The 20,441-nt window shown below is 67.5% G+C and carries 22 protein-coding genes and 3 pseudogenes; 11 read left to right on the forward strand and 14 right to left on the reverse strand.

Going from position 1 to position 20,441, the window contains the following annotated elements; all coding sequences use genetic code 11:
- Positions 1–802 precede the first annotated feature (802 nt).
- Entirely contained in the window at positions 803–1,357 is a 555-nt protein-coding gene (locus tag ABEA43_RS61400) for a hypothetical protein (RefSeq protein ID WP_345577964.1), read from the reverse strand.
- Between the two features lie 373 nt (positions 1,358–1,730).
- On the opposite strand from ABEA43_RS61400, the gene ABEA43_RS61405 reads away from it, so the two are divergent.
- Positions 1,731–2,720, forward strand: a complete 990-nt coding sequence (locus ABEA43_RS61405) for a WD40 repeat domain-containing protein (protein ID WP_345577967.1) — start codon at positions 1,731–1,733, stop codon at positions 2,718–2,720.
- Between the two features lie 90 nt (positions 2,721–2,810).
- On the opposite strand, the gene ABEA43_RS61410 is transcribed toward ABEA43_RS61405, so the two are convergent.
- Together ABEA43_RS61410 and ABEA43_RS61415 are read right to left on the reverse strand one after the other, a co-directional pair.
- Positions 2,811–3,203: a hypothetical protein gene (locus ABEA43_RS61410; RefSeq protein WP_345577971.1), complete on the reverse strand. Its 393-nt coding sequence runs from the start codon at positions 3,201–3,203 to the stop codon at positions 2,811–2,813.
- 9 nt (positions 3,204–3,212) lie between these two features.
- Entirely contained in the window at positions 3,213–4,148 is a 936-nt protein-coding gene (locus ABEA43_RS61415; RefSeq protein ID WP_345577974.1) for a tyrosine-type recombinase/integrase, read from the reverse strand.
- 289 nt (positions 4,149–4,437) lie between these two features.
- Here ABEA43_RS61415 and ABEA43_RS61420 point away from each other — a divergent pair, with 289 nt between their 5' ends.
- Genes ABEA43_RS61420 through ABEA43_RS61430 form a run of 3 tightly spaced genes read left to right on the forward strand, consistent with a single transcriptional unit; the run spans position 4,438 to position 5,933 of the window.
- A complete protein-coding gene (locus ABEA43_RS61420) occupies positions 4,438–4,989 on the forward strand; it encodes an RNA polymerase sigma factor (protein ID WP_345577977.1) in 552 nt (183 codons plus the stop codon).
- A 9-nt stretch (positions 4,990–4,998) separates the two neighbouring features.
- Positions 4,999–5,505, forward strand: coding sequence for a hypothetical protein (locus ABEA43_RS61425; protein ID WP_345577980.1), 507 nt, complete (start codon positions 4,999–5,001; stop codon positions 5,503–5,505).
- Positions 5,502–5,933: a hypothetical protein gene (locus ABEA43_RS61430; RefSeq protein ID WP_345577983.1), complete on the forward strand. Its 432-nt coding sequence runs from the start codon at positions 5,502–5,504 to the stop codon at positions 5,931–5,933. Before ABEA43_RS61425 ends, ABEA43_RS61430 begins: the two co-directional genes overlap by 4 nt.
- Positions 5,934–6,024: 91 nt before the next feature.
- Here the strand turns inward: ABEA43_RS61430 and ABEA43_RS61435 are convergent.
- A pseudogene (locus ABEA43_RS61435) lies at positions 6,025–6,223 on the reverse strand (hypothetical protein); the annotation flags it as partial.
- Positions 6,224–6,384: 161 nt separating this feature from the next.
- Here ABEA43_RS61435 and ABEA43_RS61440 point away from each other — a divergent pair.
- The 5 genes and pseudogenes from ABEA43_RS61440 to ABEA43_RS61460 all read left to right on the forward strand — a co-directional run bounded on the left by ABEA43_RS61440 (position 6,385) and on the right by ABEA43_RS61460 (position 9,070).
- Positions 6,385–6,792 (forward strand): hypothetical protein, encoded by a 408-nt coding sequence (locus tag ABEA43_RS61440; protein WP_345577986.1) that lies wholly within the window; start codon positions 6,385–6,387, stop codon positions 6,790–6,792.
- A gap of 152 nt (positions 6,793–6,944) precedes the next feature.
- Positions 6,945–7,763, forward strand: a pseudogene (locus ABEA43_RS61445) (HARBI1 family protein); the annotation flags it as partial.
- A gap of 59 nt (positions 7,764–7,822) precedes the next feature.
- Entirely contained in the window at positions 7,823–8,329 is a 507-nt protein-coding gene (locus ABEA43_RS61450; RefSeq protein WP_345577989.1) for an SRPBCC domain-containing protein, read from the forward strand.
- Positions 8,330–8,482: 153 nt separating this feature from the next.
- Positions 8,483–8,881 (forward strand): transposase, encoded by a 399-nt coding sequence (locus ABEA43_RS61455; protein WP_345577992.1) that lies wholly within the window; start codon positions 8,483–8,485, stop codon positions 8,879–8,881.
- A gap of 51 nt (positions 8,882–8,932) precedes the next feature.
- Positions 8,933–9,070, forward strand: coding sequence for a hypothetical protein (locus tag ABEA43_RS61460; protein WP_345577995.1), 138 nt, complete (start codon positions 8,933–8,935; stop codon positions 9,068–9,070).
- Positions 9,071–9,449: 379 nt separating this feature from the next.
- On the opposite strand, the gene ABEA43_RS61465 is transcribed toward ABEA43_RS61460, so the two are convergent.
- The 8 genes and pseudogenes from ABEA43_RS61465 to ABEA43_RS68505 all read right to left on the reverse strand — a co-directional run.
- Positions 9,450–11,711: a WD40 repeat domain-containing protein gene (locus tag ABEA43_RS61465; RefSeq protein ID WP_345577998.1), complete on the reverse strand. Its 2,262-nt coding sequence runs from the start codon at positions 11,709–11,711 to the stop codon at positions 9,450–9,452.
- Between the two features lie 241 nt (positions 11,712–11,952).
- A complete protein-coding gene (locus ABEA43_RS61470) occupies positions 11,953–13,455 on the reverse strand; it encodes an nSTAND1 domain-containing NTPase (RefSeq protein WP_345578001.1) in 1,503 nt (500 codons plus the stop codon).
- 688 nt (positions 13,456–14,143) lie between these two features.
- Complete coding sequence (locus ABEA43_RS61475; protein WP_345578004.1) at positions 14,144–14,689, reverse strand: carcinine hydrolase/isopenicillin-N N-acyltransferase family protein; 546 nt, start codon at positions 14,687–14,689, stop codon at positions 14,144–14,146.
- Positions 14,673–14,936 (reverse strand): hypothetical protein, encoded by a 264-nt coding sequence (locus ABEA43_RS61480; protein WP_345578007.1) that lies wholly within the window; start codon positions 14,934–14,936, stop codon positions 14,673–14,675. The genes ABEA43_RS61475 and ABEA43_RS61480 overlap by 17 nt, the downstream gene beginning before the upstream one ends.
- 5 nt (positions 14,937–14,941) lie before the next feature.
- Positions 14,942–15,400, reverse strand: a complete 459-nt coding sequence (locus tag ABEA43_RS61485) for a hypothetical protein (RefSeq protein WP_345578010.1) — start codon at positions 15,398–15,400, stop codon at positions 14,942–14,944.
- Positions 15,401–15,433: 33 nt separating this feature from the next.
- Positions 15,434–16,087 carry a hypothetical protein gene (locus tag ABEA43_RS61490; protein ID WP_345578013.1) on the reverse strand — a complete coding sequence of 218 codons (654 nt, stop codon included), beginning with the start codon at positions 16,085–16,087 and terminating at the stop codon, positions 15,434–15,436.
- A 5-nt stretch (positions 16,088–16,092) separates the two neighbouring features.
- On the reverse strand, positions 16,093–16,296 hold the full coding sequence (locus ABEA43_RS61495) for a TetR-like C-terminal domain-containing protein (RefSeq protein WP_345578140.1): 204 nt from the start codon (positions 16,294–16,296) through the stop codon (positions 16,093–16,095).
- 1 nt (position 16,297) lies between these two features.
- A pseudogene (locus ABEA43_RS68505) lies at positions 16,298–16,483 on the reverse strand (IS701 family transposase); the annotation flags it as partial.
- A 250-nt stretch (positions 16,484–16,733) separates the two neighbouring features.
- Between ABEA43_RS68505 and ABEA43_RS61500 the strand changes: the two are divergent.
- Both ABEA43_RS61500 and hemE read left to right on the forward strand, forming a co-directional pair.
- Positions 16,734–16,997 carry a hypothetical protein gene (locus ABEA43_RS61500; protein WP_345578016.1) on the forward strand — a complete coding sequence of 88 codons (264 nt, stop codon included), beginning with the start codon at positions 16,734–16,736 and terminating at the stop codon, positions 16,995–16,997.
- Between the two features lie 191 nt (positions 16,998–17,188).
- Positions 17,189–18,349 (forward strand): uroporphyrinogen decarboxylase, encoded by a 1,161-nt coding sequence (hemE, locus tag ABEA43_RS61505; protein WP_345578018.1) that lies wholly within the window; start codon positions 17,189–17,191, stop codon positions 18,347–18,349.
- A gap of 470 nt (positions 18,350–18,819) precedes the next feature.
- Here hemE and ABEA43_RS61510 read toward each other — a convergent pair whose 3' ends face one another.
- Together ABEA43_RS61510 and ABEA43_RS61515 are read right to left on the reverse strand one after the other, a co-directional pair.
- Positions 18,820–19,137, reverse strand: coding sequence for a hypothetical protein (locus ABEA43_RS61510; protein ID WP_345578020.1), 318 nt, complete (start codon positions 19,135–19,137; stop codon positions 18,820–18,822).
- 73 nt (positions 19,138–19,210) lie between these two features.
- Entirely contained in the window at positions 19,211–19,942 is a 732-nt protein-coding gene (locus ABEA43_RS61515) for a transposase domain-containing protein (protein ID WP_345578023.1), read from the reverse strand.
- Between the last annotated feature and the right edge of the window lie 499 nt (positions 19,943–20,441).

The raw sequence follows: 20,441 nt of genomic DNA on the forward strand, positions 1-20,441 counted from the left end.
GCCTCATCCCGGGACCGGACCAGCAGCTCATCCAACAGCCGATCATCGATCAACTCCCGAATCGGACGACGTTCCTGCTGCTCACCGGCCACATCCCTCACCGTAGAGCGGATCTCACTCAGCGTGTCGACATGTGGCCGCCGACACCCTCGATTACCGTCATGACTCTCCCCCGAAGAAGTGGGCCCCCGCCCACCAATGGCTTGCTTCCCAGCAAGATCACTTCCCACACCTACAGGGATACCCCCCGGTGGTGCGCCAGGTCTGGCAGCAACTACTGCGCGAGGGGCATCGGGTGGCCCGCTGCGCCGTCAAGCGACGCATGCGCGCGCGGCCTGCAAGACGTCCGACGCGGCAAGAGGTGCGCACCAACGCGTCCGATCCAGGCACGAGCGGCCTCCCAACCAGGCTGCAGCGCGACTTCACCGTGACTGTATAGGTGGGTGCTTGAACGCCTCAGGAACACTTACAGCGCGTTTGTGCAGGTCAAAGGGATACGAGAAGAGGCGGTGTGCCCATCGCAGATACTCGATAGTTATCCGCAGTAGATCGTCACGGTGCGCACAAGCGCACGGTCCGGTTCCGATGTTCCCCAGACGCCGAACCGCCCCGTCAACCACGACCACGCCCCGAGTGTCAGGTGACATCCAGTCTGGCCACTGATCATGGCGTGACCTCGCGTTGGCCAGTTCCCCTGTCACGGGCGATGAGAGGCACGTGTCATTCAAAGTGGCCATTTTTCGGCAGGGTAGCGGTTGCCATGTCAGTCGCTGCTCGGCCAGGGGATCTGACCGATACGGGGTCAGTTGGTGAGCGCCCGGGCAACGGCGTCGCGGAGAATGTCGCCCGGAGTGATCACCCGATCTGCCACCTCCCTGTACTTCGCGTACTGCAGGGGGTCGTCACGCCAGGCGCGCAGGGCGGCAATGGTCGGCTCGCTGGTGTGCCAGCACGCGCGGTAGAGCCGCTCGGCGAGGTCACTCGGCAAGCGAACGGAGATCCGCTCGGGCCAGGAGTGGCTGCGGGTTCCCAGCCATTGGCCCGACCGGGGCGCGGTCGGGGGCGGGGCCGACCATGAATGGTCCCATCCTCGTTCGGCGAGTTCATCACGTACGGCGTGCGTCATGAGGACATCAATGGTGTCACACAGTGCCCCTGCCTCGCGCAGCTCACGCAGGTGGGCGTGGACCTGGGCTCGGATGCCAGCCCGCATCTCAGCCGACGCACGATTAGGGACCTTCCAGCGAGGATCGGCCAGGAGCTCGCGCCGCCTTGCCTTCTCCTCGCTCATCCGGGCGGCAAGGCGCTCCCGCGTGCCGTGCGGGACGCCAGTGCTTATCCGGGTTACGTCTGTCATGATCAGATGATCGAGGTGGAGCTCAAGTGGTGCAAACCAAGGCATATCCCTCCTTGGCGCACCCCGCCGACGCCTCGACGCCATCGGCAATGACGTAGGCCACCTTGAACTCGCCGATCACATTCCGTGACTTAGCGCTCACAAGTCACATCATGGCCACTTCCCCTGTCACTGGCCAACTCTCTGGCCACTTCGGTTGGCACGCGGCCAGATTGCGTGTCACCTGACACCGAGGCCCGGGACGCGGCGGGGATGCGAAACGACGCGACCGGGGGCGAACGCGGCATCCGAGAGCGCTGTTCTCAGTGCGCAACTCCGGCGAACCGGCAAGGATCGATCCATGGGGAAGAGAGGACGGGCCGGGGTAGGGGCCGTGCTGATACTGGCCGGGCTGGCCTTGGCCGGGACGGCGGCATTCTCCGGATGGGAGATTGCCGATCAGGTGAGTAGCGTGATCGCCGCAATGGCCGCACTGGCAGGGCTGTGGCTGGTCATCATCGGGCCTCCTGGCCCCGGATCGCAGTCTGATCCGGCGGCCTCAGCACCCGAAGTGTTCTCCTTGAGATCGGCGCTCACGCGCGAAGTCATGCCGAGCTCCGTGCTCACCCCCGAAGTGCTCTCCTCGACACCCGGCATCAGGGGCGGCGGTACCCGAAGGGGGAAAAGGGATCTGGTTGCTGTGCTGGCGGCGCTGGCCGTCATCGGCGTATCGGCGCTCTTCCTCATGCCAGGCCCTGCCACTCTGGACGCTCTCACCAAGCGCGAGACCCCGTACTCGCTGGTGTTCAGCCCGGACGGGCGGATGCTGGCCACCGGCGGCCAAGATGGTGACGGCTCGGTGCGGGTGTGGGACGTGGCCACCGGCAAGGCCGTTGCCACCTTCGACAGGGGCGAGGGAGGCATAGACCGTGTGCTCTCGGTGGCGTTCAGCCCGGACGGACGGAGGCTAGCCGCCGCCAGCGGTGAGCACACCGCGCGGGTGTGGGACGTGGCCACCGGCAAGGTCATCACCACCTTCACCGACCACAGCGTGCACGAGGTGGCGTTCAGCCCGGACGGGCGGACGCTGGCCATTGGCGTAAACGGCTCGGTGCTGACGTGGGAGGTGGCCACCAACAAGATCATCACCGCCCTTGCCAGTCCGCAGCGCCCTGCGGCCGTGACATTCGGCCCCGGCCTGAGGCGAGTGGTCACCGTCAGCGCAGGTGGCTCGGTGCTGGTGTGGGAGGTGGCCACCGGCAAGGTCATCACCGCCCTCAACGAAGACTTTGACGTCGCATATCCAGTGGCACTCAGCCCGGACGGGCGGACGCTGGCCGTCGGCGAGCAAGGTGGTCCCGTGTGGCTGCGGCGGCTGGGCTGATCGCGCGTTCCTCGGGCCCTGGGGTTCCATAAATCCGACCGCCCGTGAGGAGAGATCAGTTGGCACGGGGTGTCGGCGTACCCGTTGGAGTCACGGGCCGCGCTTCTTTGAGGATCTGGACGGGTGCTGACTTCGCGCTCTGGGCGCGGGCACGCTCCCTGGCGGAGCCAGGGTGGCATGCGCCGGCGCTGGAGGAGCGGCCAGTGGATCGCCTAGTCGCAGCGCTTTGATCAGACGTTCAACGCGTTCGATGGGGTTGTCGCTGTGGTGGAAGATCACTCCAGCCGCGATGGCGAGCACCCCAACTGCGAGAACGGCGAGGGCGATCGACCAGGAAGACGAGAGGACCGCCGCGGTGAGTGTGCCACCGCCGCCCAGCGCAGCCAGCAGCATCTTCATGGAGTCCTGGGGTGAGGAACCGGCGGACAGCCGTTGGCGCTGAGAAGGATCTTGGCCGCAGCGAGTGAGGTCGCTCTTGGTCATGAAGGTTCTTCAGCGCGTTGCCTGGTCGCGGCGTCGGCGTGCGGCGCGGATCTCGGCGTCGGCGACCTTATCGTCGAGCAACGCGTACAGCTGGGTGGTTTCGGTGGATGCATGGCCGAGGCGGCGGCGCACGGCCTCGATGGAGACGCCGGCGTTGATGAGTTCGGTGGCGTGGGCGTGGCGCAGCTGGTGGATGTCGATCTCGACGCGTGCGGCGGTGCAGCGGCTCTGCCAGCGGTGGTGGGCGGCGTCGTAGGACAGCGGTCCGCCGCGGCCGTTGATGCTGGCCCGGAACAGCGGCCCGGCGGTGTAGTCGGCGTGGGCCAGGTACAGCTTGAGCAGGGCGACGTAGCCGCGGTCGTCCAGCAGGACGGTGCGGACGCTGCCGCCCTTGCCGTGGATGCGGACGTGTTCGTCGTCCAGGCGCAGATCGAGATCCTCCACGTAGAGACGGCACACTTCGGAGGCGCGGGCGCCGCAGACGTAGGCGGTCTCGAACAGCACCCGATCGCGCAGCCGGTCCAGCGGCACGTCCTTGCACGGCCGCCGGGTGCAGATCGCGGCCAGGACCTTGGCTACGTCGGCGGCCGTGGCCGGGCGGGGCAGGGCCTTCGGGACCTTGACGGTGTCGATCCGGTCCATCGGGTTGGCCTGCAGCAGGTCGTGGCGGACCGCCCACTTGGCGAACGAGGCGATCGCGGCGCGCTTGCGCTTGCGACTGGCCGGAGACAGCTCGGTGAGTTCGGCCAGGTAGGCGCGGATCGGCGTCGCGGTCAGCTCACCGATCTCCTCGCCGTAGTGGGCGGCGAAGGCGATCAGGTCGCCGCGGTAGGCGCGCCGGGTGTGGGCGGAGGCGCCGGCGTTGGCCAGGTCGGTGAGGAAGTCGTCGAGATTGCGGGCGAGCGGGTGGGTGCGGCCGAGCTGCTCGGCGATGACCGGATCCATGCGGTACGCCTCCCCCATCCGCCGAGTTGCCAGATAACCGGGAAACGAAGTATCCGCGCCGTACGGCGGCTCTTCGTCAGGTGTCCTCACCGAATCTCGCGCAATCTCTTCCCGAAAGCTATCGCCGACCTGCACACCCATCCCTGCCAGCGGAACCAAAGGGATATCGCATATACCTGCCGTCTGCGGGCGGCGGCATCACCTTTCCCCCGTGTCACGGCTTTGGGGAACCCGGTGACGCCCTTCGGGAGACAGCACGGTGAAATACCTACTTCACGAAGGAGAGGCGTTGAGTGCTGAGACGGTCGAGATCGACGACGGAGAACTGATCCGTCGTTCGGCGCATCACCCAGAGCAGTTCGCGGCGCTGTTCGACCGCTACGCCAGGCAGATCCATCTGTACGCGGCCCGGCGGCTTGGCGCGCAGGTCGCCGACGACATTGTGGCCGAGACGTTTCCGGCGGCCTTTCGCCGGCGCGGGACGTATGACACGTCGTTCGCGCTGGCCAGGCCTTGGTTGTACGGGATCGCCACCACGTTGATCGCCAGACATCGGCGGCAGGAGGAGCGGCTGCTGCGGGCGCTGAGCCGTACCGGGGTGGACCCTCTGCCTGAGGCGCTGGCCGACACCGTGACGCGCCGGGTGACGGCGCAGGGCAGGGATCGTGAGCTGGCGGGGGCGCTGGCGTCGTTGCCCCGTGGGCATCGGGACGTGCTGCTGCTGGTGGCGTGGGAGGACATGTCGTACGAGGAGGTGGCGCGGGCGCTGGACATCTCGGTGGGGACCGTACGGTCACGGCTGCATCGCGCGGAAGAAGGCCAGGAACGTACTCGGGGATGAGGAGCTGTGATGAACGCGATCAAGGAGTTTCGCCGGGGCACCCCGGCGATGACCGCCGAAGCCTCAGACACGGCCAAGGCACGGCTGATGACGGCCATCCACGAGCCGGGGGCCGCACGGAAGCAGGCCGCGACCGGCGCGAGAAGGCTCGGCTGGCGGGTCGCGGTGGCTGCGGCGCTGGCCCTGGTCGTCGGCGGGACCGTCGTGACGCTCAGGGACCAGCCGGGCATGGCACCGGTGGCCAGCGTGGCCGAGCTGGGCGAGCGCGCCGCCCGTGCGGCCGAGAACGACGCTACGCCCGCCCCGGACCCCGCCCAGTGGCTCTACACCAAGGAACTGCAGCTGACCGGCGTCGAAGGGGACGTCGACCGAGACCGTCGCGACACCTGGGAACGGTGGACCAGCGTGGACGGCAAGCGGTCGGCCTGGTACCAGAACGGCAAACTGATGTTCCAGGGCAGCGCGGTGATGAACCCGGCCGAGCTGGCCAAGCCCCCTGTCACCCAGCCGGGGTGATCGCCAGGATCAAGGCGGCCATCCTCGACGAAGACCGCCGGAGGCAGCAGGAGCTGAACGGCCACGTCCCGCCGGCGATGCTTCTCATGGAGATCAACCAGCTCATCACCGATCAGTGGCTCGCCCCGGATGTACGGGCCGCGCTCTTCCGCGCGCTGCCCACGATCAAGGGCATCACGGTGACCCAGGACGTGCCCGTGGCCGACGGACGGCGAGGCGTGGCGTTCAGCCTCACCGACGCTGAGGCACGCAGCTACCTGATCCTGGACCCGGAGACCTTCCGCTACCTGGGCACCAACTCAACGCGGCTGAAGGACCGGACCTACGAGTGGGCCGACGGCAGTAAGGAGACCTTCAAGGCGGGCACAGTGGGCCTGACCGCGCAGCTGGAAGCCAAGATCGTGGACCAGTCCGGCCAACGCTCCTGATCGCAGCAGAATCAGGCCGACGACGATGACCAGGGCGGCGGTCCAACCGACGCCCTGGTGCACGGCACCCGCGATTCGAACGGTCCGCGCTTCAGACGCCGTCCTCGTCCACGACAGCGGTAATGGCGGGCGGCACTGGCCTCGGGCAACTCCGCCGCTTCGAGCGGCCGCAGACCCTTGTCCGGGGCCGAGGAAGCGATCGCGTAGCGGCCCAGGCAGTTGAGGTGGGCGTGGCCCAGCGGGGACAGCCGCGCCACGTCCTCGTCCTTGACCGGCACACCCTGGGCGCGATGACAGATGTGTCGTCAACCCGGTGACGCTCCCGGCGAATCTGAAGGGGACGTGACATGCGGCCGCCAGCTGGGTCTCCGTGATCGTGCACGGGTACGACAAAGCACCTCGCCCCCTGCAAAGGCCTTGACCAGCCCGTTGGCAGGGGTTCCTCGCGCACGTGACCGAGACCTGCCCCGGCGACGGCCCCAATGTGATCACGGACGTGGTCACCATGCCCGCGACCAGCGCTGACACCGAGGTCCTGCCCGGCATCCACGCCCGGCTGGAACGCCGGGGCCTACGGCCTGAGCAGCACCTAGTCGACGGTGGCTACACCTCCCTGGTCCTCCTCGAACAGGCCGAACGTGAACACCAGATCACCGTGGTCGGACCGCTTCCAGGCAACCCCACCCACCAAAACCGCCAGGGTGAGGGTTTCGCCCGCGCCGACTTTCGCATCGACTTCGACCGCCAGGAAGTCACCTGCCCGCAGGGCCAGATCAGCAAGGGCTGGCACGGCCCGTATCCGACATCCTCGCTGACCGCCGTCCCGTTGATCGTGGCCCGCTTCAACAAGAGCCAGTGAGCCATTCCGCGTAACGATGGGTGACGTTGGGTAGTCGGTCGCGCTTCTTGGAGCGACACGCCGGACCCGTTGTGCTGCAGCAAGAAGACGCAGAGCTCAGGTATGAAGGTGGCCCTCTCACAGATCAACTTCATAAGGGTTCTGCGTCGACGATGAGTGTCACATACACGGCGTTGCTGCCGGTACGCGCTGAGACGGTGGACTTCCTGGCCGGTCTACTGGCCGACGAACGGGTTCGACGGGGCACCCGCGCTGACACCCGCTCGCTGTGCTGCCACGAGCAGGCGATACCGATCCTGCGCTGGTTCTACGACGGCACCCGGATGAGCCAGCTGGCCCGGGACAACGCCATCAGCAAGTCCACCGGCTACGACTACCTGCACGAGGGTATCGACGTGCTGGCCGCGAAGGCACCTGGCCTGCATGGGGCGCTGCTGGCGGCGAAGTCGGCTGGCTACAGCCACGTGAACATCGACGGGACGCTGATGGAGACGGACCGGTGCCGCACCCCCGCGCCCACCCCGGGGGTAGATGTGTGGTGGTCGGGCAAGCACAACAACCACGGCGGCAACGTCCAGGTCATCACCGTTCCAGACGGCTGGCCGATCTGGACCTCGGACGTGCGCCCCGGTCGTGAGCACGACACCACCGCGATTACGCGCCCACACCGAAATCCTGCCCGCCCTCGCCCACGCAGCCGATGACCTGCGCGTTCTGGGCGACCTGGGCTACGACGGTGAGTCGGACACGATCACCGTAGCCTTCAAGAAACCCAAGAGCGGCCGGCTCACCCCCGTACAACAGCAACTGAACAAGGCCCACAACAGCGTCCGCGCCATCGGCGAACGAGGCAACTCCCTGCTGAAAATGACGTTCAAAGCGCTGCGCAACATCAGCCTCGACCCCTGGCGAATCGGAAAGATCGTCGCTGCGTGGCCCTCGTCATCCTCCACCACGACTACGCCCGCACCACATGCGCGGAATGGGTTAACGCCTACCGCCGTGCAGGGAACCCAGCACAATTGCATTCATGACCGGAGCACACGACAAGCTCGCCATCTTGGACGAGGCCCAAGACGGCTCGCTCGTACTGCGGTTCGACCGCACATACCCCTGCCCCCAAACCAAGGTCTGGCACACGATCACCGATACGAACGAGCTCAGCAGATGGTTCGACCCGTGGATCGACTACGAAGCCTCGAGCCTGCATTTCACGGAGGGAGCCCGCCTTTCCTTCGTGGCACACGACAGCCACATCCTGCACACCCAGTCCGGCGAGGTCACCCGCGCCGATCCACCGCACCTGCTCGAGTTCGCCCGGGCATCACAACTACTGCGATGGCAGCTGACGGCGGACGGCGGCGGCGCCTGTCAGCTCACTTTGACCATCACTGACGACTGGCGCACCGGCCTGACCGCCAACGCCCCACGCGTGCATGCCATGCTGGACGCCCTCCGCGCGAGGCTGTCTGGCACCCGACCCCCACCCCCCGATCTGGACAAACTACGACGGGCGTACGAGCACACGTTCCGCTGAGCCTTTCCACGTCCGAACCGCGGGTTCCTTCTCGCAGCACGAAGCCGACACATGGAAGGACCACTTCATGCCAGGTCTGCGTCTTCTTGCTGCACCACCCCGGACACATCGACGCAGTGATCGACTACCTGGCGTCACCCACCGTCACCCGGAATGGCTCAGTGCCAACCCTGCCCGGTCCGAGCCAAGTGCACCACCTGCCGCGATGGTGCGCGCAACGTGGGCTTTCCTCCGCGAGAACTACACGAGCTGCAGCTGCGCAACCGCGCGGAGCAGCGAGAACCGGACTGGCACAAGCGCTACGCGGTGCGTTCCGGCATCGAGGGCACCATCTGCGAGTTCGCCCATGGCCATGGCATGCGGCGCTGCCGCTGCCGCGGGCAAGCCAAGGCCCACCTGCAACACGTGCTCACCGCCATCGCCGTCAACGTCGAACGCCTTAGCCGGCACCCTCCTGGAGAAAGCGCGCCCCCACGACCGCCGACAGCCTTCCAGGACTACCTCGACCAGCAAGGCATCCCGCGCTTGCGTTCCTGGCATGCCGCCAGCTGACCCAACAGCGAACAAGATCCCCAACCGAGTCAAGCTCAGGGGCCTTCAGGCATGTCAGGTGCACTGCCTCGGTACTACCGGCCTGAGCGGGCGGTGGCCGCTGACGAGTCGGTGTTGTGGGTAGTGGTGGACGAGGATCGCCGGGGCGGCGCGACGGGGTCTGCGGAGGCGATGCTGGACGGGATCTGAGGGCAGGGCCGCGCATTCTTGATCACGAAGATAGCGGAGAGCTCAACCCGCTCGGCTCACCGGCCAGGCATGCTGCTGGGCTTCCCCGCGGTCAGTCCAGGACGTCCCAGTTCCAGGGAGCAGCGGCGCTCCCGTCAGGGTCACAGCCGAAGCGGTGGAACCGCTCTGGATGATCACCAATCCATTTGTGCTGATCGAACAGTTCCGCAGCAGATAACCGCCCAGTGGGCGCATAGCTCGGCTCCGGCGTGCCGAACCTGATCTTCGGCCCCGGCCTCCCGCAGGCGGTCCAGCAGCATGCCCACCCCGAGCGGGTCGTTCAGGGCGGCGTGCCAGCCATCGACCCGGCCGGCAAAAAGCTGAGACCGCGTCGGCGCGCTCAGGAGCGAGAGGACTCGGCGAGGCTCAAGCTGATGATTCCGATGCCGGTGCCCACCGCCAGTTCGTCGGGTCCGGTGGGGACCACGCCGGTCACCGGCACGCCGAGGTCGATGCATCGCCCCGACCGGTCAGGGTGACCGGCAGCGTCCCAGATCCGCACCGTGCCGTCCCGGCTGCCGGAGACGACGGCTGACCCGCCGCCCACCTCGCCGAAGGCCACCGAGGAGACCGTTGCGGTGTGACCACGCAAGGTCTCGCCGACCGGAGTACCGGTCATCAGGTCCCACACGCGGACCGTCTCGTCGGCACCACCCGAGACCAGCAAGGTGCGGCCTTCCACCTCCTTGACCGCCATGGCGACCACGCTGCCGGTGTGACCTCGCATGGCTTCGCCGATCGGGGACCCGGTCGCGGCGTCCCACGCACGCAGTGACTGGTCTTCGCGCCCGGAGACGATCAACGTGCGGCCCCCCACCTCCACCACGGTCAGCGACGCCACGCGATCCGGTACAACTCGGGGCTCACCTATCGGGGTTCCCGTGCCCACCTCCCACAGCTGCACCGCCTTCTTCCAGGTTTTGCCGGCGTCGTCATAGACGGCACCAACGGTGACGATCACCGATCGACCCGCCACAGTCCCCACCGCGATCCTGTTGACGGATTGATTCGGCAGCTCAGCGACAAGGGCGCCGGTGACCGCGTCCCATATCCGGACACTGCCCCATGTGAGAGCAACCAGCAGCACATGGCCATCACTGGTGTGCCCCACCGCCACCGAATGCACCGCGCCGATGCCATTGCCCAGCGGCTCGCCGACCGGAGCACCGGTCGTCGCGTCCCACATCCGTATCGTGCCGTCGTTCCCACCGGAAATGATCACGGAGCGGCCGTCGACGACGCCGGGCGCCAACGAGAGCACCTCGTCGAGATGACCCTGCGGGAGGTCCGCCGTCGTGTCCCACATCCGCACCACGCCGTCACCGCCGCCGGAGACGATCACCGCCCGGTCCTCGACCTGGCCGACCGCCACCGACTTCACCGTGTTGTGATGGAACGACTTCTCCGCGGTCAGGTGGCCGCGCAGGGGTCCGATCGGGGAACCGGTGACCGCGTCCCACACCCGGACCTTATTGTCCGCACCGCCGGAGACGATCACCGCTCGACCGTCGATCCGCCCGATCGCCACAGACTGAACGGCACCGGTGTGGCCTCGGAGAGGTTCATCGACCGGAGTTCCGGTCGCCGGATCCCAGAGCCGAATCGTGCCGTCGTCGCCCGCGGAGACGACGATCACCCGGCCGTCGACCTCCCCGATCGCCACGGACCGGACGGCACCGGTGTGGCCGCGCAGGGGTTCACCGATCGGGGAACCGGTGACCGCGTCCCACAGTCGTACCTCTCCGTCGCCTGTCTCTTTTCCTAACTCGTCGAATTCGACAGCGTGGCCGGAGACGATCACTCGTCGGTCGCCGACCAGCCCCATCGCCACCGAGTTCGCCGTCCTCGACTGGCACTCGATGGGCCTGCCCAGCAGGGCACCCGACGCGGCGGCCATACGCTCAATCGTGTAGTCGAAGCCACCACCTCGGACGATGACCGGCGGGACACGCTCATCATCGGGCCAGATCGTCACCGCAGCCCGGCCTTCGCACAGGGAACGCCAGACTCGGCGGCGGCGCGGGGACTCCTCAGCGAGGCGGTCCCACACGACTGCGGTCGTGTCGCCACAACCGGCCACGATCACCGATCGCCCATCGATGCGTCCGATGGCGACTGAATACACCTCATCAGTGCGCGCCCCGTACCCCGACGAGTACTCGTCGGTGGCGCAGTCGAGGGGGGCACCGATGGGAGCACCGGTGGCCGCATCCCACATGCGCACCCTGCAGTCGCTTCCACCAGACACGATCGTCGCGCGGCCTTCCACATCGCCGATCGCCACGCAGTTGGAGTGCACGAACATCCCGTCTTCACGAAGCGGTAGCTGAGGCGGCGGAAACGCCGCCCACCGGGTCACCCACGCCACCGGCAACCCGGAGGCCAACACCGACGAGGCCAGTTCCCCGGCTCCGGCCGCCCGAGCCGCGACCACCACCCACGCCGCCCGCTCCGCTCCGCCAAGCCGCTCCCAGCCGACCGATGAGGGCACTCCTTCGAACACCAACCGCGCCAGCCGTCCCCGCTTCGACCGCAACGCGGCCATGACGGCCGGTAACCGCTTCCGGTCCAGCGCCCGCAGGAACGCCGGCTCCGTCATCATCGCCCCCCGACCCTTAGGCAGCCATGCCACCTTCAACTCGTCTCGCCTGTCCGACCCGCCGATGCTGCCCGAGCCACGCACAACAGATCTCCGTCCATCCGATCTTGCCGGTCTGGGGGGACACCATAGACGTCATCGGTGACATTGGTGTCCCGAACGCGGGTCAACAATGTCAGTGGCGGCCCGCGCTCGTTGCCGTCGATGAACGTACGCGCAAGCCCGCCGGGTCGTGTGTTGCTGGTCAACTCCGCGACGAGCCACTCCCGCTCCGCAGGCGGTACGACCACCTCTCGGCCTCGGCCGGCCTCTCAGGGCCGGGTGGCGACCAGGGTCGGCGTACGGCGGCGTCGTGTGCCTCCTCCAGCCGTGATCCTCGATAGAGGAAGCTGGAGTTGCGGCCGCGCTGGTCCCATTCGGCGGCCTCATGCACGATCCGGCCGTGCATGATGCGGGCGGCCTGGTCGTCGGCGAGCCAGGACCGCAGGCGCGGCCAGGCGGTAAGCAGTACATCGTGAGCCAGTTCCACCGTCCCGGCCAATCCGCCCGCCGACGCTTGTTTCCGCGCTGGCGGTGGCGACGTGCGGGGCGGTGCTGCAGGAGAGTCCGGCTGCGCCGATCCGGTCCCGAGGTGGTGTGGCGGCCGGTCGGAGGTGCCGGCCGGGCCCATGGCCACCATGAGCCGGGCGCTGGTAAAGGCCTCCACAACCTGCAGCACCTGCCGGGCCGGGCCGCCGGAGTGGGAGGCGTGCTGGTCGTGGCCGTGATCGTGGCCGGGGGCGTGCGGCGGAGCGAGCACCCTCCTTTCGAGAGGGCCGGTCAGCTCAGCGAGTTCGGTGAGGGAAACACGGCGTCGGCTCACCTGCCCGCCGATTCCGGTGACGGCAAACGCCATCAGGATGCGCTGGGCGATCGGCCGCTGCTCAGGATCCAGGAGCCTCCAGGCCTCCTCGGCGGTGTCGGTGACGGCGGTGGCGACTCCGCCGCCGCGATCGTAGGCAGCATGGGTCAGCCGGTCACCTTCCCGGTTGGCCCAGGTGCGAGTCACGGCCCTCGACAGCAGCGGCAGCGCGCCGGCAACTGCCGCCCCGGCTGGGCTATCCCGCTGCAGGACGGCCGAGGTGCGCAGATGGTCGGCCAGGTCGGCGTCGATCTGCTCGGCCAGGCCTTCCTGCAGCCGCAGCTCGGCGGCTGCGGCCGGCCCGGTGATGGCTCGGCGCAGTTCGTGCTCGTTCATCGGGCTCAGCACGACCGCCCGTTCCTCCAGCGCCTGAGCCAACATTGTGCAGGCCGAGCATCGGTCCAGGAAGTCACCGCGCACCGCCAGCACCACGACCCCCGCCGGCAGCCGCTTCGCCCAGTCGGCGGGAGCCTGGTTGCGCATGCCGCCCGCCGCGGCACCGGGCTCCGCTGCGGCCGGATCGTCCGGGCGGGCAGCCAGAGCCTCCAGCGCGGCGAGGAATGTCGCGGCCTCCTCCGGCTTGTTCACATCCTCGTCTTGCCTCGCGTGCGCGCCGGGCCCGCCAGGACCGGCGGTGTCAGCCAGGGTGAACAGCTCCTCGAACTGGTCGACCACCACGATCAGCCGTTCTGCATACCCCTGTTCCCGCGCGCGTGCTCCGCGGGCGGGGACGGCGTGAATGTGTTCGGCGGCCGGGATATCCCGTCTCCAGGCGCGTTGGGCGGTGCAGATATCGCGGATGCCAGTCTCTCCCACTTGGAAGTCCCACAAGTCGGTCGCGACCACTTTGCCGCCACCGACTGGTGTCCCGCCGAGTGGTGGATCAACGATCTTCGCGTGAGGCTCCTATCAGGACGAATGGGGCTGCGTGGACTGAAGAAGTACACGGCTCTGCGGGACGGCGGTCGTCCGGGCTGCTGGGCGGCATGCCGAAGGCCTTTCCGAGTCGGCGGGGCTGGGCAGATTCGGAGCCTGTGGTCGAGCGCGACAGCCTCCAGGCCCTTCTTCGTGATCCTCTCGCTCCCTGCCAGGAGCGCGTCCAGGGCCGCGCCACGGATCAGGTGGGACAGCGAACCGATCATGCTGCCGGTGCGCTGGTGCGGGTAACGGTCCAAGGCGGTGAGGGTACCGGAGCGGTGCGCGCGCAGGCGGAGGGCGTTCTCCAAGGTGGCGAGCAGTTGGCGAAGTCCAACTGGGAGCTGGAGCCGCCACCCTGCAGCAGGCATAGACTGCCGAGGCCCGCGCTGCTGACCTGGTGCAACTATGGGATATCAGCGCACTTGAGTGCTATCCAAAATCGCGGAGGTCCCTCGCCAAACGCCTGGACCATCGTCGCCCGGTTCCCGTTCACGGCCGCCAATGAGGCCGAACAGGTGGCTGGCCCGGGCGAGCAGATCACCATCAGTTGCCCCAGAACGCGAACGGCACACGTTGCTGGAACGAGTCCGTCGCATCACGCACGTGACGCCGAGGGTCACGGCGCATGAGGTATCGCAGAGAGCCGGGTGCCGGAGTGGCCTTCAACGATCACTACGGAACCGTCAGAAAGATCAGGACGAGGACCGTCGGACAGGGCACCCGCAGACTCGCAGGGATTCCCCAGGAGGGCGAGCGCGACGCCGTCGTTGATGCGCATCGTCACTGAGTAGAGGGTTTGCGACTTGCCGTCCGGACCGGGGTGACGGCAGATCGACGACTGAGGATAACCGTCGTGATCGGCAGCGAGTCCAGCCAGCCCCTCGAACGTCCAGTCAGTGTGCTTATTCAGTAGTTGCGTGGCCCGCTGGTAGCGATGGTGAGTTGACGGATACTCATCCAGCGTCGGCGCGACATGCCGGAGTTCGGGAACGAGATTATGATTGGTTCGGACAGCTGTCCTTCCCGGCGAGGTTACGTACTCCCGATCAGGGGTGGCGTCGAAGACTCGGGTAGTCGATTTGTCGGCAGCGACGCAGATGAGCGGTATCAGCCAAGGTTGACGGCTGAGGTTGCGCGCGAATTCCTCAACCGACGTACTCACTCGAAGGAGCGGACCGATGTTGGCCGGGCGACTTGTCGGCGAAGCGCGGCGAGTCGAGCACCGCGAGGACCTGCTCGCGCTCGGCGTCGGACAGTTCGGCCGGGTGGTGGAACGGCCGGCGCGGCCCCTGCACGGGCGGGCGCGGGTTGCGCCGGCGGTGCACCGTGGCCCGGGATTTCCCGAACACCGCGCACGCCCGGACCGTCCCGACCGACTTTTCCAAAGCCGGGAAATACTCGTCCGGCACCTGGTTCAGTTCGTGTCGGAGTCCGCGCTGCTTGAGATGTCCTGAAGCAGCGCGAATGCTTTTCCCGCGATGTCCAGCGCGGTTTTGGTCTTGCCCAGTTCGCCGGCCAGTTTCTCGTTGCGGGACTCGAGTTTTGCGGTGTCGGCCTTGAGTTTCTTGTTCTCGGCTCGTAGCCGGGCCAGTTCCTCCGACTCGGCGCTCTTGTGCGGCTGGCCGGACGTGGCCGGGAGCCTTCCGTGCTCGGCCTGCTTCCTCCAATGCACGATATGGGAGTGATACAGCCGTTCCTTGCGGAGCAGGGCGCCTCGCTCGGGGCTGCCCTCGGGCAGCGCGTCGAAGGCAGCCAGGATACGTGCCTTGTATGCCTTGGTGAACGTCCGTCGTTTGGGCCGGGCCGGCTGCTCATCGGTCACTCGACCATCCTGCCCCGTTATGGCGCTCTGGTCGGCGAGGGTCATCGTCACTGTCTCGATCGTCCTGTCTCACCCTGCTTCACATCAGAAGGACCCATCTGTCCCATGTATCACAGCAGTCTGACAGAGAGGGCTCCGGCAGCCGGCCGTGGTCGCGGGGCATCGCTTCCATCCATCGGAGGTGATCTTCCGCCGTCGCTGCATGCCGATCCGCTCGTGCTGCCCCCGCATCGACCGCCTCCACCAGCGCGGACCTAGCCGGCCCACTGCGGTCGACCTCACCGACACCCGGCAACGAGCCGCCCACCCTGCGGCCAAACCTCGGCCGGTCGATCGCGGTCTTGGAGCGGGCGGGGTCTGGCTGCCGGGTGCCGCCAGTCGCTTGGCCCAGGCGGGCACGGCTGGTGTGGTGTGGCTTCGCTGTTGGCACCAGGCCAGCCAGGACAGTACGGCGGCGCGGCGGGCGTTCCAGGTGTTGACCGCCGCCCCGCCCCACAGTGTTTCCAGGACCTCGCCGATCTCGTCGTCGGCCACCGCCGCGAGCGGGCGGTGCTCGCCGAGCCGGAGCGCGATCTTGCCGACGCCAGCGGCGTAGGCGCGCACGGTGTTGGGGTTGGGCAGGGTGTCGAGGAAGGCGTCGGCCGCAGCGGGGACCGTCAGATGCTGGCCTGTCGGCAGTTGCGCCACGATGGGCACCACGTTGGCGGGCGTCATCTCCTCCTGCGGCACATCGTCCAAAGGGCTCAGGCCGAGGATCGCCGCGTCCCCGGGTGGCGTGCATGCTCCACGTCGAGCCCCAGTGATCTGAGCAGGTCGAGCAGTTCGGCGTGATAGAGCTTGGCGGGATCGCCGGTCTGCGTGCCGAGATGACCGTAGACCTCCAGGGAAATCAGACCGTGCATGCAGCCCCACATGCGCAGCGCGAGGGCGACGGCGGCCGGGGGCAGGTCGGTTCAGCAGCCGCTGGGTGGCGGCCTGGGAGCGGTCCCCGGCGTGCTTGGCGATCGTCCAACCATTGCGTTTGGGCAGGTCGGACATGACGGCACGGATGTACTTGGCGGCCTGCAAGCGGGGCTCGATCCGGGCGAACATCGGTGCCAGCGCGTTGAGCAGCTCGTCGGTGTTTCGTTGCACGCGCCGCGCTTCTAGGATGAGCGCGGCAGCCGCTCTCGATCTTGTACTCGTCACACAGGCATGATCACGAGCGGCTGCTCTCGTTGTGCCTGCTTCCGATCTCAAGATCGCAACGGACTATTGCCCATCCGCGCTGGTCACAACGTGAATGGTGACTGCCGTACCAGGGGAGTAAGAGCCGCCGCTCCCGTACTTCACGCCACGAGATTCCCGATGGTCTGCGCCCCACGGACACGTTGACCCTCAATGCGTGTTCGTTGCCTGGTGGGACGCCGGGCTGGTCAATTTCGATGGCGACATACCGGACTCCGTTAGCCAGGTTGCAGGCAGCGCAGTCAACCGGACCCCGGCTCAGTTTGTTACCGCACTCGGTGCGGATGAGCCGGTCGTAGGCGGCGTCCACCACTCGCCAGAGGCGCCTGTTGGGCTCGTCGATCACCGTCTCGGCGATGTCGCGCTCATCCAGGGCGGCCAGGGTGCCGAACTCCTGCGCGACGAACCCCCGCCATCCTGATTCGAGGGTGCCGCTGGGACGGCGTGACACAAGCCAGGTTCTCCAGCATTGGACCGATCCAGTACGGTTCGACGCCTGCCGGGCAGCCCTGGACCGTGCGCCACTACGATGGCAACGCCCTCCTTACCCGGGTTGGGGCCTGCTCACCGGACCGCCTCGAAGCGCGGGGCAGCTCAACAGGACGGAACAGCGTGGACATCGGCACACAGGAAGAGATGAGTCCGAAGCAGGCGCCTGGCCGCGCCCGGCCCAGGAAGCTGCTCCTGCGCGCGCTCGCGGGAGAACGGACCGAGCGGCCGCCGATCTGGCTAATGCGGCAGGCCGGACGCTACTTGCCCGAGTACCACCGGATCCGCGAGGCCGCCGGCGGCATGGTCGGGCTCTGCAACTCGCCCGAGCACGCTGTCGAGGTCACCCTGCAGCCAATCCGTCGTTTCCCGCTCGATGCCGCCATTGTCTTCGCTGACCTTCCGCAGGTTGCCGCCGCGCTCGGCCAGACCTTGGACTACCGCGCCGGCGATGGGCCGGTACTGACGCCTCCCGTCCGCTCGGCAGCGGACATAGCCGACTTCCTGGGCGTTTCCCGTCTCCATGAGGAACTGGCCCCGGTATACGAAACGGTCAGGCAACTTACCCGTGACCTGCCTCCCGAGGTGACACTGATCGGGTATGCCGGCGCGCCGTGGACCATCGCCACCTACATGGTCGAAGGACGCGGCGGCGGCCCGTCAGAGCACGCCGTCGTCAAGCAGTGGGCCCTGAGCGACCCGGAGGGGTTCCAGCCCCTGATCGACGTGCTCACGACTGCTGTCATCCAGTTCCTGGGCCGCCAGATCGAAGCGGGCGCGGAAGCGGTCCAGTTGTTCGACACCTGGGCCGGGATCCTCCCCGACGCCCTCTTCGAACGCTGGTGCGTCAAGCCAGTCGCCGCCATCATCGCAGCGCTGAAGGGCAAATACCCGGGCGTTCCCGTCATCGCCTTTCCCCGAGGCGCAGGACTCGCCTACGACGGCTTCGCCGAGGCGACCGGCGCGGACTGCATCAGCCTGGACGCCACGGTCCCCCTTAACTGGGCCGCGCAAAATCTACAGCGCGGCCTCGGCCGCTGCGTGCAGGGCAACCTCGACCCCCAGCTCCTGGCCGCCGGCGGCCAGGCACTCAACGCCGAGACAGACCGCATCCTGCGTGCCCTGAGCGGGGGGCCGTTCGTGTTCAACCTGGGACACGGCATCATCAAGACCACGCCCCCGGAGAATGTTGCCGCCCTTGCCGAGCAGGTGCGCTCCTGGACCACGCCCGTCCCGCCGCACCCGCTGGGTAATCACACGGGGCACCGGCCGCCCAGCGAGTAGACCGCTTCGCGGAACTGGCGACAACTCTCATTTTGGCAGTTGTCACTGTGCTAGGCACAAAACTGTTGCTCTGCGTATATAGAGCCGAACGTATCGTGATTTCTACCTGGCGCGATGATGCCACTGGGACGGCGTAACACAAGCGAGGTTCTCTCGCATGACTATGACCTCCCGGACCTGATCGTCGGAGATCCAGGGGCTGTGTCGTGGGCCGAGCTGGGCCGGAGCATGAGCCCGGACTGGTCCAGGAGATGGACAACGTCGATGCGGGTCAACGGCGCGGAAGTGGTCTGCCCCGTCCGTGACTTGACCTCGTTCGAGGTGCGTTGGGCCGAGCCAGTGCGCCGGTTCACCTGGCGGACGGGGCAAAGACATCGGCCCGGGCTGGCCTTCATGGTCAGTACGGGGTTGGCAGGCTGGATTTGAACAAGCGCCGCGCGTGGCCCCTCGCCCTGAGGTTCGGTTGCGTGTCAGCGCCTTCCCTGCCAGGAGTAGAAGGCGCCCTCCAAGTGCTCGAAATAGTGATCGACGTGATCCTCCGACCACTCCACGTCCTCGAGGATTGGAGCCGGATCGCCCTGCGGACTCCAGGCGTAGCCGTAGGGGCTGAACAACTCCTCCCCTTGCTGGAAGACGACGACGCCGTGCTCGCGGCGGATCTCCTCAAAGTCCATCCCGCCGACGGTGCGAGGGCTGACCCGGTCGCCTTCCCTCACTGTGCGTGCGAACGCCTCCATCCCTGCCGCCGAGCGGATGAATCGCTGGTCATCGGTGCCGCGAATGGCCACGATTGCCACTATCACCAGGACCGCAGCCCGGTACCTGTCAAGAACTTTGAGACAGTTTCCTGCTATTTGGACGCTATGAGCGCTTGTGGGGTTGGTGGGTTGATCCACGCAGTGGTCGGCAGCGGTGGCGGGCTGGGTGGACGGCCGAACCGAGTGGGATTGGCGGCGTAGGCAGCGGCCAAGACCTTGGCCCGCTGCTCTTGAATCTGCGCGGCCTGACCGAAGTAGGCCTCCCAGTCAGGCGCGGGGCGTAGGTGGTCTCACCCGAGGTGGTCGGGCCGAAAACGGCGTCGATGAGGGTGCGGGTGCCGCAGGCGACCAGGGCGAGCAGCCGGACTTGCGGGTATCCGGTGCCGCCGTGGTTGCCCGCCTGCTTGGTGAACCGGGTCAGAACCGCAGGGGTGTCGGCGACGGTCAGGGTGGTGCCGTCCAGCGCGACCACCAGCAGTCCCCGCCAGCGGGCCGCTGGTGGGTGCAGGGTGGGCGCCGGGCCCCTCAGCAGGCCGAACAGCCATCGCAGGGGCTCGGCACCGATACGTCGGCGGGCCTGGGCCAACGCGCTGGCTGTCGGCGCGGCCAGCGGCAGGCCCGACAGCGCGCCGGTGAGCTTGCGCCATACGGCGGGGTATCCCACCTCTGGGAACAGGCAGGCGGCCAGAACCAGGTACACCACGACCCGGGAGGGCAGATCCCGCAGCCGCGACTGCACGGTCCCGGTGGCGCTGAGCGCCTCATCGACCATCTCGAAAGGTATGAGCTGGGTGAGTTCGCCGAGATGACCGGGCGCGAACCGGCCTCCGGCCACCGTGATGACACGTGTGATGGCAGACTGTCCGGACAGCGGAGCCTCCGGTCTTTGTGAACGGCTTGTCTTGGTCGACTGCCAGTTCTACCGGGGCTCCGCTCCTCACGTCCGACGAAACCGCAGCTTGCGACCGCTGGACAACCCCACCCATCCACAAACTTCACGGCCTTGCTGCTAGCCGGGGTGAGGTCCGGTACGACCAGCGTGGCCGAGATGTTCGGCCGTAGCGGCGAGGAACTGGTGAAGAAGACGCGGGTGGCGCAGGTTCTTCGCGCGGTTCCTGGGCGGGCCGGCGAGGGTCGCGGCGCTGATGGCCGTGTCGGGGGTGGCTGAGAAGCGCCGGGTCGGCGAACTGACCAAGCAACAGCGGGAGCGTCTGCTGCAGGCATTGGCCGGCTGATCGCCGAAGATCAGCCGAGTGCGGGCCTCCTCTGCAGGGGTGAGGCCCACTCCTCGGTACCGGTTCAGCCTCACGGCGGTGCTGCAAGCGCGCGCGAAA

The organism is Nonomuraea rosea (assembly GCF_039539705.1).
GTDB classification, from domain to species: Bacteria; Actinomycetota; Actinomycetes; order Streptosporangiales; family Streptosporangiaceae; genus Nonomuraea; species Nonomuraea rosea.

What these genes read in the sequence shown, in the direction of transcription:
- ABEA43_RS61460 (WP_345577995.1), top strand. Translation starts at nt 8,933, where the DNA reads ATGTCAGGTGCACTGCCTCGGTACTACCGGCCTGAGCGGGCGGTGGCC.
- ABEA43_RS61425 (WP_345577980.1), top strand. Translation starts at nt 4,999, where the DNA reads ATGAACGCGATCAAGGAGTTTCGCCGGGGCACCCCGGCGATGACCGCC.
- ABEA43_RS61455 (WP_345577992.1), top strand. Translation starts at nt 8,483, where the DNA reads ATGGCTCAGTGCCAACCCTGCCCGGTCCGAGCCAAGTGCACCACCTGC.
- ABEA43_RS61450 (WP_345577989.1), top strand. Translation starts at nt 7,823, where the DNA reads ATGACCGGAGCACACGACAAGCTCGCCATCTTGGACGAGGCCCAAGAC.
- ABEA43_RS61410 (WP_345577971.1), bottom strand. Translation starts at nt 3,203, where the DNA reads ATGACCAAGAGCGACCTCACTCGCTGCGGCCAAGATCCTTCTCAGCGC.
- ABEA43_RS61465 (WP_345577998.1), bottom strand. Translation starts at nt 11,711, where the DNA reads ATGATGACGGAGCCGGCGTTCCTGCGGGCGCTGGACCGGAAGCGGTTA.
- ABEA43_RS61415 (WP_345577974.1), bottom strand. Translation starts at nt 4,148, where the DNA reads ATGGATCCGGTCATCGCCGAGCAGCTCGGCCGCACCCACCCGCTCGCC.
- ABEA43_RS61400 (WP_345577964.1), bottom strand. Translation starts at nt 1,357, where the DNA reads ATGACAGACGTAACCCGGATAAGCACTGGCGTCCCGCACGGCACGCGG.